The organism is Streptomonospora alba, from assembly GCF_000826685.1.
Classification (GTDB): domain Bacteria; phylum Actinomycetota; class Actinomycetes; order Streptosporangiales; family Streptosporangiaceae; genus Streptomonospora; species Streptomonospora alba.
Genome location: NZ_JROO01000020.1, coordinates 25978 through 38934, shown reverse-complemented (window position 1 = coordinate 38934; position 12957 = coordinate 25978). Strand labels below are relative to the sequence as shown.

Sequence of the window (12957 nt, the reverse complement as noted above, 5' to 3'; positions counted from 1 at the left end):
CACACCGCGCGGATCGAGCGGTTCCGCCGGTACGGCTTCGGGGAGCGAGTCGGCCGGCAACAGCGATTCATCGGCGAGCACGTCCCCCGCGAAGGCGAAGGCCGAGCAAAGGGGAGTGTCGATGATGGCGCCGAACGGTCCCGCGACCACGGTCAAGGCCAGCAAGTCCACGCGCAAGGCCCACCTGTCGGTGAGCCGCGTGGAGCCGTGGTCGGTGATGCGGTTCAGCTTCGTCATCTCGCTGGTGTGCTTCATCATCCTGTTCGTCGCCGTGGTGGTGCTCTACGGCATCCTCTCGGGCCTGGGCGTCTTCAGCGCGATCACCGACCTGATCACCTCCCTCACCGAAGGGGGCGAGGGCGACGAACTCAACCTCCAGCCCGAGTCGTGGTTCTCGCCGAGCCGGGTTCTGGGCTACACCGCCCTCATCGGAGCCTTGAACATCATCCTGATCACGTCGCTGTCCACGATCGGCGCCATGCTTTACAACCTGGCTGCCGACCTCGTCGGAGGCTTCGACATCACGCTCTCCGAGACCGAGTAGCACCCCCGGGCGGCACCGGCCCGCCCGCAGTCCCGAACATCTCCTGTAAGGCGTTAGAGTGGAAACGAGGGGACACGGCCACCCGTGCGGTGGCCCGGAACCCGACTACGGCCTCGACCTGGTTCGCCCTGATAGTTCGAGTGCGGTAGAGTTCCACCCGGAACGCGGGCGTATAGCTCAGTCGGTTAGAGCGCATCCCTGATAAGGATGAGGCCCCAGGTTCAAGTCCTGGTACGCCCACTCGTTTATGCAGATCAGAGCCTGGTTTCCGCTGTGCGGGAGCCAGGCTCTTGCTTGTTCGGTCGTCCTTCGACCGTGAGGACGACCCGGTAGCGCCCGTCAGGGCGCGGTTGCGTGGGGCAGCAAGCGGCAGGCACCGGATCGTGGTGGGTGGACGAGTACTCCTTGGAGACGTCACCCTTTCGGACGAGGCTGTCCGTCTCGTCGTGGTCCCATTCGGTGCCGCGGGCGTTGGTGGCCTGGTCGGCATTGTTGTAGCTGAACTCGTCGTCGCCAGCGGTGCGGAGCTGATCGCCGGCGTCGTCGTAGGCGCGATCTTCCTCGCCGTTGGATGCGATCCGGTTCAGCGCGTCGTAGGTCGGTTCACCGTTTTCGCCGTCGACGGATAGTGGGCGGTTCGTCTCGGCCGCCCACGACCTCAGGAGCGGACGGCGGCCACGACGATGTCCTCGACCTGGCCGACGATGATCGCGCGGTTCTCCTCGAACTCGGGATCGCTCACGCGGTCGCCGGAGCCGAAGTGCAGGATCGGGGTGTGGACGTGGCCGGCCGGGATGTCCAGGCCCGTAGCGTCGCGCAGCAGGGTGTTGCGGTAGGCGATCTCGTTGGAGAGATAGCTGCCTCCGCCGCCGGCCCGCGCCTCGGATCCGGGGGTGGGCCCGTCGGGGCGCATCACGGGTTCGGTCTCACCCGCGGGGATCTCGGTCACCTGGGTGTTGTCGATCACCGGGAACGGTTCCCCGGTGGTCTCCTCGACGATCGCGGAGCGGTCGAGGGAGGAGCCCGACCACTGCGGCTGCGGGGTGAGGGTGGGGACACCGTCGGGGATGGGGATCATCCCTTCCTCACCGACCCGCTCGTTGTCTGCGGAGCCGCCACGCCAGGCGCCGTTGTGGGCCTCAAGGTCGAACCGGCCCTCCCTGCCCTGGCTGACGGTGATGACCGCATCCGCCGGCCGGTCACCGGTGTAGTGCGGCAGGAGGGCCTGCTCGACCATGCCATCGGCGAAGTCGCGCCAGCGCACCGGGAAGAGCATGGCCTCGACCACCGCGGCGCCGTCGCCGGTCTCGACCACCGTCCCGTCCAGAGCGAGGGCGGCCGCGCCGGAGGGGTTGGCCTGGCGGATGTCGTAGTCGAGCTGGAACGGGTCGAACCCGGTCACGACGATGTGGGGCTTCTCGGACCGCCCGTGGCCCTGAGGGATATCCGTGTCGTCGTGGCCTCGGGAGCGGCGCTCCAGCTCGGCCACGAGCTCGGCGCGCTCGGTGTCGTCGAGGTCGAAGTCCGGTTCCCAGCGGTTGAGGGCCGAGGTCATGCCCAGTCGCGCCCAGTAGAGCGGCCGGTCGTCCCCGGCACTCAGGTCTCCCTTGACGTGCCCGGACTCCTGGACCCGCTGCACCGCCTCTTGCCAAAGCGCGTCCCCGTGGCGCTCGACGACCTTGGCTGCGTGGTGCGCGTCGGGTGCCGCGCAGAGCCTTTTGACGAAGTGGGCCACGTTCCGATCGAACCCGGATCTGCGCAGGATCTCCTGCGGGACGTCCTCGGCGAGTCGTGCTTCCTCGACGGTGGCGCCGTCCTCACTGAGGCAGCCTGTCGTCTGCTCGGCCTGTGCGGGAGCTCCCAGGGTGACAGCGGGGGCGAGAATGAGCGCCGATGCGGCAATGCGGGGGGCGACCCGGGAGAAACGCAACTCCACTCCATACATCCTGTTTGTTCAACAATAAAACAAAAGGAACGTAACAGGTTCCCCATCATTCCACCACCCCGGTTCGCGACGGAACCGGGGCGTGCACGCGCATCAGGGTTTTGCAGGTGCAGGCCGCACTGCGTAAGTCGGACGCACTGGAGGAGATGCAGCTCCAGGAGATCTGCCACGCCCAGGCGCACAAGGGAGCGGGCCTCGACGACCAGGGCCTGACCAAACTAGCCGAGTGAGGGCAGGTAGAGGCCGCGGCTTGACCGGGACTCGCAGCCAGCTCCGCGCCATCGGTGAACCCGCTAGCTTCGCGGCGTCGCGCACGAGCGCGACCTTCTTGGGGAGCGAAGGACATAGTGTGAAGCAGACTTCTCCTGCTGCGACGTAGCGGCCGGGGTGGCTCCCGGCGGAGTCTCGACGCCGTCCTCGATGTTGCGGAGGTGGCCGGTGCCAGCCGCTCTCCCCTTGGCGGCCGCTCGGTGAGCGGCGCTGAGCTTCCTGCGGAGTCGCTGAGCCGTGTGCGCACCGACGTCGACGCGGCGCTGCAGGCCGATGCGGGCGGTGTCGAAGCCGTCGCCGTAGTGGTGCGGGCCTGTGTGGAGCTTCTGGGTATCGACGGCGCCTCGATCTCGGTGGTCGCCAGTGCGCGCAGCCGCCAGATGCTGTATGCCAGCGACGAGGTCAGCACCTGGATCGAGTCGCTGCAGTTCGGCCTCGGCGAGGGGCCCTGCTATGAGGCCTTCGAGAGCCGCGTCCCCGTTCTCGCCCCCGACCTGGCCACGTCGGCGACGGCTTCCTGGCCTGTCTTCGCCGCCGAGCTCGCCGAGGGGCAGGTGGGCGCGATCTTCGCGTTTCCCGTGATCAGCGGCGCGATCAGCCTGGGCTCGGTAGACCTGTACCGCGTGCAGCCGGGATGGCTGGCGCCCGTGCAACTGACCACCGCCCTGCACGTGGTGGACATCGCGGCGCAGGCCCTGGGGCGCATGTCGGCCGATCCGCATGCGCACGAGAGCGGTAGTCTGCCCCTCAACCGCGGTCGCGAGCAGGTGCACCAGGCGACCGGGATGGTCCTGGCCGCGCTTGACGTCTCGGCCGCGAGCGCGCTGGACCGGCTACGCGCCTACGCTTTCGCGAGTGAACGCGGTCTCGAGGAGGTCGCCGCCGACATCGTCGCCCGCCGCCTGGCACCCACCGAGCTCGACCGCTGAGGCGGCAGACGATCGGACCTGGTCGGCGGGTGAGGACGGGGGCGGTCACTGGCTATCCTCAAAGGAGGACGTCGGCCGCACCAGGGAGGGCCAATGAACAGCTCAGTACCCGCGGACCAGCGGCGGGAGCCGCGGTTGCTGCAGGCGTTCGTAGAGGTGACCGCGACGCTGGTCGACGACTACGACATTCCCGAGATGCTGCACCAGCTCGCCGGGCACTGCGTCGAGCTGCTGGATGCCTCGACGGCCGGGATCCTGCTGACCGACCAGCGCGGCAGCCTGCAGCTGCTGGCCTCCTCCACCGAGCAGACACGGCTGCTGGAGCTGTTCCAGCTCCAGGCCGATGAGGGCCCGTGTCTGGAGGCCTTCCGCAGCGGCGAAACGGTCACCGTGGCCGACCTGGCCGACGCCACACATCGGTGGCCCACGTTCGTCCCCCACGCGAGGCAGGAGGGGGTCTGCGCGGTGCACGCGGTCCCGCTGCGCCTGCGTCGGCAGACCATCGGGACGTTGAATCTGTTCAACCGGCGGCCCGGGGCGCTGGGCGAGGCCGATGCGCGCGTCGCGCAGGCTCTGGCCGATGTCGCCACGATGGGCATCCTGCAGGAGCGCGCGATCCGTCGCGGCGAGGTGCTCACCGAGCAGCTGCAGAGTGCGCTCAACGGCCGCATCACCATCGAACAGGCCAAAGGGGTGCTCGCCCATGCCGGCGGCCTCGACATGGACCAGGCGTTCCAGACGCTGCGCACCTACGCGCGCGACCACGGCGCGCACCTGACCGAGGTGGCCTTCCGGTTGGTAGGCGAGGACCGCATGGACCCGCGAGAGGTCCTCCGACAGGGCGGTACCGTCGCCGGCTGACGCCGCCCGGTGCTCTGCCGGCGCCACCGGCCTTCGAACCCTCGGCAGGGCCGACCGGCTCCGCCGGGCAGGCGAGTGGCCGAAAACCCGTATGCCGGGGAGGAGGCCGCAACGGCCCCGGCCGAGTGACGCTCGGAGCCGCCGCAGGCCGTTCGGGAGTTCCTCGTCGGCAAGCTCGCACGGCATTCGAGAACACTAGACGCCGGGCTTCGAACGCCGTCCTCTGCGTTGATCGGCCTGCTGCTCGGGAAGCGCGCCGGTGCGCACCAGGTCCTGCGCCAACTCGCGCAGCTTCACGTTGAGGTTCTGGGAGATGTGCGCCAGCATCGCGAAGGCCTGCTCACTGGTGACCTTGTAGCGCTCCATCACGATGCCGGTGGCTTCCCCGATGTACTGGCGGCTGCCGAGCGCGGTGGTGAGGTGTTCCTCCTTCTGTACGCGGGCCAGCGCCACCGCCGCCTGGGCGGCCAGCGACCGGCCCGTATCGCGTGAGGAGCGGGTGAAGGCTGCCGGTTCGGTGCCGTAGAGGTTCAGCACCCCGAGGGTGTCCTGGTGGGTGTAGAGGTGGAAGGAGAGCATGCTGGACACACCCAGCCCGCGGACGTTCTTCACGAACTCCGGCCAGCGGGTCTCGGATTCCATGTCGTCGATGGCGAAGACGTCGTGGTCCCAGACCGCCGCCAGGCAGGGGCCTTGCCCGGCGCTGTCCTGGATCTGGTCGATCTTGTGGGTCACCGGGTCGGTGGCGGCCGGTGTCGTGACCGAGCCGCTCCTGTGGACCAGAGAGACGCTGGCGTAAGCGGCCCCCTCGACCTCGGAGACCGCGAGTTCGGCGACGCCCCCGACCGTGGTCTGCACTGAGCCCTGCTCCAGCAGGTCGCGCGCCATGCGAGCGACGGCGTCTGAGAGGTTCTCCGCCTCGTCGTTCAAGGGTCCCCCCTTTTCGAACACCTGCGGCCCTTGACGGCCGTCGCCAAGAACGGATCGTTCACCCGCGCCTTACGATATTGCTCCGTTGACCCTCGCGAGAAGTCGAGGCAGGGAGGCATCGGCTACCACCCTACGGACACAGGGGACCCCGCCCGTCGGCCCGGTGCTGATGCGGCTTGTTGCAGCGCAGGTTTCCAGCCGCATACCGCCGCGTGGCCCGGTGGTTGCTCCTACCCTGCAGGCTCTCGCTTGTCACTGCCGCATCGCCGGGGACGTCTCACTCGACCAGGTCCGGAACCGCCGGGACCGAAGGCTCGCCCACGGCGGTGGGTGCACCGCGGAAGGACTCCGGCGATCCGCACCTGCCGCACAGACAGTATTCCTAAGCTCGGACCACCGATGGCCGCGCAACGACGACCGGGACTCCGGAGGAGGGCCGGCGCCCAGGGGATCGCTCACATGCGAGTCGGCCGCGAGGAGTCCCGGCGATCGGCGGCGCGTTGCAGCAGGTCGCAGGTGTGCTGGAACTCCTGTTGAAGCCGCGCTGCCTCGATGAGCAGAGTGCCGTAGGGACTTTCCGGTTCGGTACGGAAGATATCGATACCCCAGGAGCCACCCGAGAGGCGATCGGCATAGCCGGCGGCCTGCTCGGCCAGAGAGCACAGCTCCTGAGACTGTGAGACGAGCCGGTCCTCGTCGACGACACCGAGCTGCTCGGTGATCTCGGCGAGGGAGGCCAGGAAGTCCGCGTAGAGGGTGAGGAACTCCTCGTCGTTCGGCCCCTGATCGGGGGCCTGCACGGCCAGGTCGAGCGTGCGGGTCACCGAGGCGAGTTGGTGCGTCACCCGCTCCAACGCGTTCACCAGCTCGGAGTATCCGGCGAAGGAGCGTCTACGGTGGCGTCGGAGCAGGCGCAGGGGGTTGTAGCGGACGCTCTCCTCCCCCACGCGTAGGGCGCTGCGTGCCTGAGTCACCATCGTCCCCAGGCGGCTCGCGCGCTCAGCCCACCGGCGGGTCCGCTCCGGTTCCAGCTCGCCTTCGCGCAGGACGGGATGAATGTCGGAGAGCAGTTCGCACATGGAGTGGGCCAGAGCGCGAACCCCGTACTCGGCGCTGCGGAAGCGCATCGGGGGAATCACCAGCAGGTTGACGACCACCCCGACCGTGCACCCGATCCCCACCAGAACCAGGATCTGCCCGAGTTCGGTGGCGCGCTCCAGCGTCGAGGACGCGGCGATGTAGGTGGAGAAGGCGAAGAAGGCCGCGGTGGCCACTTGCGTGCCTTGTGCTCCCAACCGCGGCCACCGGCCGATCGCCAGTGCGATCAGCGCAACCAGCGCGAACGTCACCAGGTCGGATCCGGCGATGAAGCCGATCACTCCTTGGAGCGCGACTCCTGCGGCCACCGCGGCGAGGTAGCGCAGCGCCTGGGCCATCGACTGGTAAAGGGTGACCTGCATCATCAGCACAGCTGAGAAGGGCGCGAACGCCGGCGCCTCGGCATCGAGCAGCGAGTAGGCGATGGCCCAGGCGGCGGTGGCCGCAAGGGTGCTTTTGCCGACGAGCAGCAGCGTATGCCGTTCATGGCCGTCGGAACGGGCCCGCTGCAGCCACTGTCGGAGCCGTGACCACCGCCCCGGCGGAGCCGGCTGCCGACCCGACCGGTTCGAGGGGTGGTCCCGGGGGTGTCTCTTCGGGTGAGATCGCTCCATTCCTTTCGCATAACCGTTTGCGGGGCCCGTATGTGGTCGGTGGTGATGGGCCTTGGGCGGACTCTTCGGCTGCTCGGCTGCCGCGACGCTGCCGGCGTCCCCTCGCCGACGGTTCGATAGGGACTCCCGCCCCGGGGTACCCGCATCCTCGGGGGAAGCGGGTTCCTGCACGGCGGCCGGTCGCCGGCGGAACTTCGTCTCCTGCCCTACGGCGGCATCCGCCGCTGACGCGGACCCGATCGCATCGACGAGGGCAGACGTGCGCGCGGCAAACTCGCCACCGCTGCGTCGAACCGGTGCGGCGAACGCGCATCCCGCCGGTCCAAGCCTCAGAAGGGGCTCGCCGCGAATGCCGCGGCCGCCGTGTCTCTTCGTCGCCATGCGTGCGAATCACCATGGTGACCGGCTCCGGCTGCGCGCGAACCTCTCTGTCGGAGCGGTCCGGATCCAGGGGTGACCCGGGGGTCAGCGCGTGCCGTCGGAGCCGGAGGTTGCGGCGGGTCCCTCCCAGCGCCCCAGACCGCCGAGGATCCACGCCTGCTCGGGGGCGTAGTACGGTTCGTCGGCGCGCGGGCGCCAGTCGCCCACGTGTACCAGGCCGGGCTCCAGTAGCGTCATGTCGTCGAAGAAGCGGCGGATCTCGGCTCGGGAGCGGATCTGGCCGGACGCACTGGTCGATCGGTAAGACTGCTCCAGGAACCGCGCCCGCTCGGGGTGGGTGTCGTTCTCGGCGTGGCTGATGGCCACCAGCGAGCCGGCGGGCAGGTGGTCGAGGTAGCGCCGCACCAGGGCGAAGGGCTGCTGGTCGTCATTGAGGACGTGCAGCATCGCGACCAGCAGGACACCGGCGGGGCGGGAGAGGTCCAATCGGGCGGTCACCTCCGGGTGGGCGAAAACCGCCCCCGGGTCGCGCATGTCGGCCTGGACGACGCCGGTGATGTCGGATCGGTCGGCCAGGAGCGCCTCGGCGTGCACGCGCACCACCGGATCGTTGTCGACATAGACCACGCGGGCCTCGGGATGGTGCCGCCGGGCTACCCCGTGGACGGGGTTCTGCGCCGGCAGTCCGGCCCCGATGTCCAGGAACTGGTCGATTCCCAGTTCGCACATGAAATCGACGGTGCGGCCGAGGAAGGCGCGGTTGGCATAGGCGAGCAGGCGCGCTTCGGGCAGGACGGCCAGCATGCGCTCGGCCGCCTCGCGGTCGGTGGCGTAGTTGTTCTTGCCGCCCAGCGCGTAGTCGTAGAGCCGTGCGACGCTGGGCACGGTGGTGTCGACCCCGGGCGGCGGTGGGGGTGCGGCGGGGGTGGGGTCGTCGACCATGAGCGGGCTCCTTGCACTCGGGGGGCGGGCGGGAGCGGGATCGCGGCTGGGAACGTCCTGTCGTTGCGAAGCGCGCTCGTTGACCTTAACCGGTGCAGTAGCCCGCCGGAAGCGCTGCGGGGACGGGCATGAGCAGAGGACCGCGGCCGCCGATCGGCCGTTGGGCGTGCGACCCGAGCGGTCCGAGGCGGCCCCCGCGAGCCGGCCGGGGCGGTTGCGGCGTCACTCGTCGCCGGTGGCCGGTGCCGCGAGCGTCGGCGTGGTCTGCGCGAGAGCGATGCGCCAGGATCCGTCGTCCTTGCGCATCACGTAGGTGAGCGCGCCCTGCGACGGCAGCACCGCCTGCGCGTCGCCGTCGCCGCGGCCGTCGTGGACCGTCTTGGTGCAGCTGACGACGGCCGCATCGGGAGTCACGAGGCGGACATCGACCACCTCCAGAGTGGTCAGGACGTCGCTGAGCGGGGAGGCGAGGGCGGCGGCCATCGCCTCCCCGAACGCCTCGCGCCCCAGGACACGGCGCCCGGCCAGGTTCACGATCACGGCCTCCGGCGTGTGCAGGGCGAGCAGAGCCTCCGGATTGCTCTGCGATTCCTGTGCCCGCGCCACGACCTTCCGGATCGCCTGCTCATCCTCGTCGGTGGCGGTCGTGCTCTCGAACGTGTCCATACGCCCGAAGCTACGACCTCGACTTGACTTGAGGTCAATCCCGCGGAGGCGCTGAACCCGCGGGGCCGTTGTCGACAGGTCGACGTGCGGTTACGGCGACAGGGCGCTATCCGGCGGGCGCTGCGCCGGTCATCCGCCGCCCCCGCCGCCTCCGTTGCCTCCGCCACAGCCGAGGCAGTCCGTGCTGAACACCGTCTCGCCTTGGACCTTTCCGGTGAACTGGCCGTCGACTCCGTCGGTGAAATTGGTGTCCGAGGAGTCGAACCTGCCGTTGAAGTCGACGTCGGCGCCCTGCTGGGTGGTCCCACTGCAGTCCGCCGTGACCTGGGAGCTGTCGGATTCCTCGACCTGGCAGTCCAGCTGCCCCTCGATGGGGAACCCCGCCGAGGCGAACGCCTCCTCGGCCGCCACGCGCAGCCCCTCGGCCGCGATGCCGCCGAAGAGGTTGCTCCGCTGCTCCGCTGTACATCCGCTCGCTGCCGTCACCGCCAAGGCGGCAACGGCCATCGTCGCTATCCCGTACCGCATGCGTCTCGTTCCCGGCCTTGTCATGGCCCACAGCGTATTCCCCATCCCCGCATACGCCAGGGTCCGAGGTCACCCGCCCATCCGTGCGGCGACGAAGCGGGCACGCTCGGCCACCGATGCTCGCGGGAGGTCGACCAGGTCGTAGCCGCAGTCGGTGTAGGCGGCCACCATCGCTGCGTGGGTGCGCTCGGCTCGGGCGAAGGACTGCTTGCGTTCCGTGTCGGTGCGGTAGATCTCCGGCCACGGCGGGGCGATGAAGACCGTGCGGTCGTAGCGGAACCGGCGAGCGGCCGCGTGGACGTGCTCCGGTACCGGGCGGCCCTCCACCCGCAGGTAGCCGACGACGTCGACGACGCCGCGGTCGAAGAACACGCTCGCCCCGCGCTCGGCGGCGCGGCCGTGGGCGCGCATCTCCCAGGACAGCATCACCTCGGCGAACAGGTCCGGGTCGATCCAGGGCAGGGCCCGCCCGCCGACGGCGGCCTGGTCGCGGATGACGGCGCGCCCCGTCTCGGGCGACGAGGCGTAGCCCATCGCGGCGAGCCGTTCGATCAGCGCGCTTTTCCCGAGCCAGGCCCTCCCGTGATGACGACGTATCTCTGCTGCTCGGAGCCGGTGGCCATGCGGTCGGCCGTTCCCTTCTGCATCGAAGCTTCCGTGCTCGTCGACATGGCCGCCGCGTTCGCGTTCGCGGGTTCGGCTCGTGCCGCCGGCCCCGAGCCGTGTCCCCGTGTCGACGTGCCGTCATGTCGCCCGGTCGAGATGTCGGCGATCGCCGCCGCCCGGCACGTGCCGGCGCTGGAGACGGGCGTGTCCGACCGGAAGGCGGTGGGGCCCGCCGACTGAGGACCGCCCCGGACGGCCGTGACGGGGCGGGGCCGGTGGCCGGGCAGAAGGCCCGGATCCGCACGGCCGCGCGGCGGAGAGGCGGTGGGGTGCGCGGGCGCCGGCCGCATCGGGTGGCCGCCACCGGCCGTGTTCCTCCGCGCCGGCGGCAGGGCGGATGGGCCAGGATCGAGTCCGTATGCCGACCCGGCTTGGAGGCCGCCTTGTTCCTCGGACTGCGCACGATCGTATACCCGGCCGCCGATCTGGCCGCATCGACGCGGTGGTACACCGGCGTTCTGGGACGCGGCCCCTACTTCAGCGAGGACTACTACGTCGGCTTCGACGTCGGGGGCTACGAACTCGCACTCCAACCGGTGGAACTGCTCGGCCGGCATCCCGTCACCTACTGGGGCGTCGCCGACGTCGACACGGCGCTGTCCGGGCTCCTGGCGCAGGGGGCCGCGTCGAGAAGCGGCGTACGGGAGGTGGGCGGGGGGATCCGCGTCGCGACCGTGCTCGATCCCCAGGGCAGCGTTCTGGGACTGATCGAGAACCCGCATTTCCGCGCGGGAGGGGAACCCTAGGCCGACGTGCCGCCGCCGACGGGTCCGGACGGCTTCGGCCGCAAAAGCGAGAGGTCGCCATGTCGCCATGGCGTCACCCGGGAGCGGGGATGCCCGCGTCGGCCGAGGGCTGTCAACCTCGTGGCAGCGTGGCGCTTCGTTGCTGGAGGAACGCCCGTTCGGCGGCGTTGCCTGTGCGCGAGCGCGCCTCGGCGTAGGCCGCCGCGGCCTCGGCGGGGCGGCCGAGGCGGCGCAGGAGGTCGGCGCGCACCGCGTGGAGGATGTGGTGGGCGGCGAGATCGAGTTCGTCGACGATGGCGAGCGCCGCGGCCGGGCCGCGCGTCTCGGCCACCGCGACAGCGCGGTTCAGGGCCACGATCGGCGTCGGGTCCAGCGCGTAGAGCCGGTCGTAGAGCCGGACGATCTGCGCCCAGTCGGTGTCGGCCGCTGTCGGGGCGTCGCTGTGGACGGCGTTGATCGCAGCCTGGAGTTGGTAAGGACCGGGAGTGTTGCGGCGAAGGCAGCGGCGTACAAGCTCCTGCCCCTCGGCGATGAGGGAGCGGTCCCACCGCTGCCGATCCTGTTCGGCCAGCGGGACCAGCGCGCCGTCGGGGCCGGTGCGCGCGGGCCGGCGGGACTCGCTCAGCAGCATCAGCGCCAGCAGTCCCCACACCTCGGGTTCGTCGGGCATCAGCTCGGCCAGCAGTCGGCCCAGCCGCACGGCCTCGGCGCAGAGGTCCGCGCGGACGAGGTCCTCTCCCGAGTGGGCCGCGTAGCCCTCGTTGAAGACGAGGTAGACCACGGCCAGCACGTAGCGCAGCCGGCCGGGCAGGTCGGCGTCCTGCGGGACCCGGTAGGGGATGCGCGCGTCGCGGATCTTCTTCTTGGCCCGCACCAGGCGCTGGGCCATGGTGGGCTCGGGCACCACGAAGGCGCGGGCGATCTCGGCGGTGGTCAGCCCGCCCAGCAGCCGCAGCGCCAGCGCGACGCGGGCCTGGGGCGAAAGAGCGGGGTGGCAGCAGGTGAAGACCAGGCGCAGCCTGTCGTCGTGCACGGGGCCCTCCTCGGCCGGTCCGCCGGCGTCGTGCAGCAGGGCCGCCTGGGCGTGCCGATGTTCGCGCACCGCTTCGCGGCGCAACCGGTCGACGGCGCGGTTGCGGGCGGTGGTGAGGATCCAGCCGGCCGGCCGCGGCGGCGGCCCGTCGTGGGGCCAGCGCCGCAGCGCGGCGGTGAAGGCCTCCTGGACCGCCTCCTCGGCGAGGTCGATGTCACCGAAGCGGCGGACCAGGACGGCCACGGCGCGGGCGTGCTCCTCGCGGAAGACGCGTTCGACCTCCGCCGAGGAAACCGCGGTCGGGTTGTCGCTCACCCGCAGCTTCCGCCCTCCATGGGCCGAACCTCGATCGGCAGGGTGGTGGCGCGGGAGAGCTTGCGTCCCCACTCCAGCGCGGCGTCCAGGTCCTCGGCTTCGACGACGGTGAATCCGCCGATGTGCTCCTTGCCTTCCAGGTAGGGCCCGTCGGTCATGCCAACGTCGTCGCCTCGGGCGCGCACCACGGTGGCGGTGGCGGGCTCGTGCAGCCCGGCGGCGAACACCCAGGCGCCCGCGTCGCGCATCTCCTCGTTGACCGCTTCCACGTCGCGCATGATCGGGTCGAGGGCCTCGGCGTCGGGGGCGGGGCCGTCGGGCTGGTAGATGCTGAGCAGGTAGTGAGCCATGGTGCTCCTCCTCGGGTCCGCGGCCGGAACGGTTCCGGCCTCTCACCCCCTACACGCACAGGATGCCCCCGGATCGACACAGCGCCCGGAATCCGCCCGCGATTTTTACCCGCCGCCCGCCGATACGTCGCCGTGCGGA

General features: G+C 70.4%; 16 protein-coding genes and 1 tRNA gene. 8 read left to right on the top strand and 9 right to left on the bottom strand.

All coding sequences use genetic code 11. From position 1 onward, the window contains the following. The first annotated feature begins 121 nt into the window (after positions 1 to 121). The 3 genes from LP52_RS28355 (at position 122) to LP52_RS11415 (ending at position 1173) form a co-directional block, all read left to right on the top strand. On the top strand, positions 122 to 544 hold the full coding sequence (locus tag LP52_RS28355; RefSeq protein WP_052809732.1) for a DUF3566 domain-containing protein: 423 nt from the start codon (positions 122 to 124) through the stop codon (positions 542 to 544). A gap of 166 nt (positions 545 to 710) precedes the next feature. Further along, positions 711 to 784, top strand: a tRNA-Ile gene (locus tag LP52_RS11420). Positions 785 to 927: 143 nt separating this feature from the next. Further along, entirely contained in the window at positions 928 to 1173 is a 246-nt protein-coding gene (locus LP52_RS11415) for a hypothetical protein (protein ID WP_157036305.1), read from the top strand. A 29-nt stretch (positions 1174 to 1202) separates the two neighbouring features. Here the strand turns inward: LP52_RS11415 and LP52_RS11410 are convergent, their stop codons facing one another. Then, the gene (locus tag LP52_RS11410; protein ID WP_238580868.1) at positions 1203 to 2480 is read right to left on the bottom strand and encodes a pyroglutamyl peptidase; all 1278 of its coding nucleotides are present in this window, start codon (positions 2478 to 2480) and stop codon (positions 1203 to 1205) included. A 116-nt stretch (positions 2481 to 2596) separates the two neighbouring features. On the opposite strand from LP52_RS11410, the gene LP52_RS28750 reads away from it, so the two are divergent. From LP52_RS28750 to LP52_RS11400, 3 genes are all read left to right on the top strand, one after another. After that, positions 2597 to 2719, top strand: a complete 123-nt coding sequence (locus LP52_RS28750) for a hypothetical protein (protein WP_274518805.1) — start codon at positions 2597 to 2599, stop codon at positions 2717 to 2719. 201 nt (positions 2720 to 2920) lie between these two features. Beyond that, on the top strand, positions 2921 to 3688 hold the full coding sequence (locus LP52_RS11405) for a GAF and ANTAR domain-containing protein (protein ID WP_238580867.1): 768 nt from the start codon (positions 2921 to 2923) through the stop codon (positions 3686 to 3688). A gap of 93 nt (positions 3689 to 3781) precedes the next feature. After that, positions 3782 to 4549, top strand: coding sequence for a GAF and ANTAR domain-containing protein (locus tag LP52_RS11400; protein WP_040273136.1), 768 nt, complete (start codon positions 3782 to 3784; stop codon positions 4547 to 4549). Positions 4550 to 4744: 195 nt separating this feature from the next. On the opposite strand, the gene LP52_RS11395 is transcribed toward LP52_RS11400, so the two are convergent. The 6 genes from LP52_RS11395 to LP52_RS11370 all read right to left on the bottom strand — a co-directional run bounded on the left by LP52_RS11395 (position 4745) and on the right by LP52_RS11370 (position 10242). Continuing rightward, the gene (locus LP52_RS11395; protein WP_040273215.1) at positions 4745 to 5479 is read right to left on the bottom strand and encodes a GAF and ANTAR domain-containing protein; all 735 of its coding nucleotides are present in this window, start codon (positions 5477 to 5479) and stop codon (positions 4745 to 4747) included. 455 nt (positions 5480 to 5934) lie between these two features. After that, positions 5935 to 7191, bottom strand: coding sequence for an FUSC family protein (locus LP52_RS11390; protein ID WP_084723120.1), 1257 nt, complete (start codon positions 7189 to 7191; stop codon positions 5935 to 5937). Between the two features lie 465 nt (positions 7192 to 7656). Beyond that, a complete protein-coding gene (locus tag LP52_RS11385) occupies positions 7657 to 8514 on the bottom strand; it encodes an SAM-dependent methyltransferase (protein ID WP_052809729.1) in 858 nt (285 codons plus the stop codon). Positions 8515 to 8736: 222 nt separating this feature from the next. Then, entirely contained in the window at positions 8737 to 9180 is a 444-nt protein-coding gene (locus LP52_RS11380) for an SgcJ/EcaC family oxidoreductase (protein ID WP_052809728.1), read from the bottom strand. Between the two features lie 129 nt (positions 9181 to 9309). Continuing rightward, on the bottom strand, positions 9310 to 9687 hold the full coding sequence (locus LP52_RS11375) for a hypothetical protein (protein WP_040273135.1): 378 nt from the start codon (positions 9685 to 9687) through the stop codon (positions 9310 to 9312). Between the two features lie 90 nt (positions 9688 to 9777). Beyond that, the gene (locus LP52_RS11370; RefSeq protein WP_338011639.1) at positions 9778 to 10242 is read right to left on the bottom strand and encodes an AAA family ATPase; all 465 of its coding nucleotides are present in this window, start codon (positions 10240 to 10242) and stop codon (positions 9778 to 9780) included. A gap of 51 nt (positions 10243 to 10293) precedes the next feature. Here LP52_RS11370 and LP52_RS11365 point away from each other — a divergent pair, with 51 nt between their 5' ends. Both LP52_RS11365 and LP52_RS11360 read left to right on the top strand, forming a co-directional pair. Beyond that, positions 10294 to 10554: a hypothetical protein gene (locus LP52_RS11365; protein WP_169775363.1), complete on the top strand. Its 261-nt coding sequence runs from the start codon at positions 10294 to 10296 to the stop codon at positions 10552 to 10554. A gap of 191 nt (positions 10555 to 10745) precedes the next feature. Continuing rightward, positions 10746 to 11120 carry a VOC family protein gene (locus tag LP52_RS11360; protein ID WP_040273132.1) on the top strand — a complete coding sequence of 125 codons (375 nt, stop codon included), beginning with the start codon at positions 10746 to 10748 and terminating at the stop codon, positions 11118 to 11120. 112 nt (positions 11121 to 11232) lie between these two features. Here the strand turns inward: LP52_RS11360 and LP52_RS11355 are convergent, their stop codons facing one another. Further along, positions 11233 to 12468 carry an RNA polymerase sigma factor gene (locus tag LP52_RS11355; RefSeq protein ID WP_040273130.1) on the bottom strand — a complete coding sequence of 412 codons (1236 nt, stop codon included), beginning with the start codon at positions 12466 to 12468 and terminating at the stop codon, positions 11233 to 11235. Further along, positions 12465 to 12818 carry a YciI family protein gene (locus LP52_RS11350; protein WP_040273129.1) on the bottom strand — a complete coding sequence of 118 codons (354 nt, stop codon included), beginning with the start codon at positions 12816 to 12818 and terminating at the stop codon, positions 12465 to 12467. The genes LP52_RS11355 and LP52_RS11350 overlap by 4 nt, the downstream gene beginning before the upstream one ends. Positions 12819 to 12957: the final 139 nt, after the last annotated feature.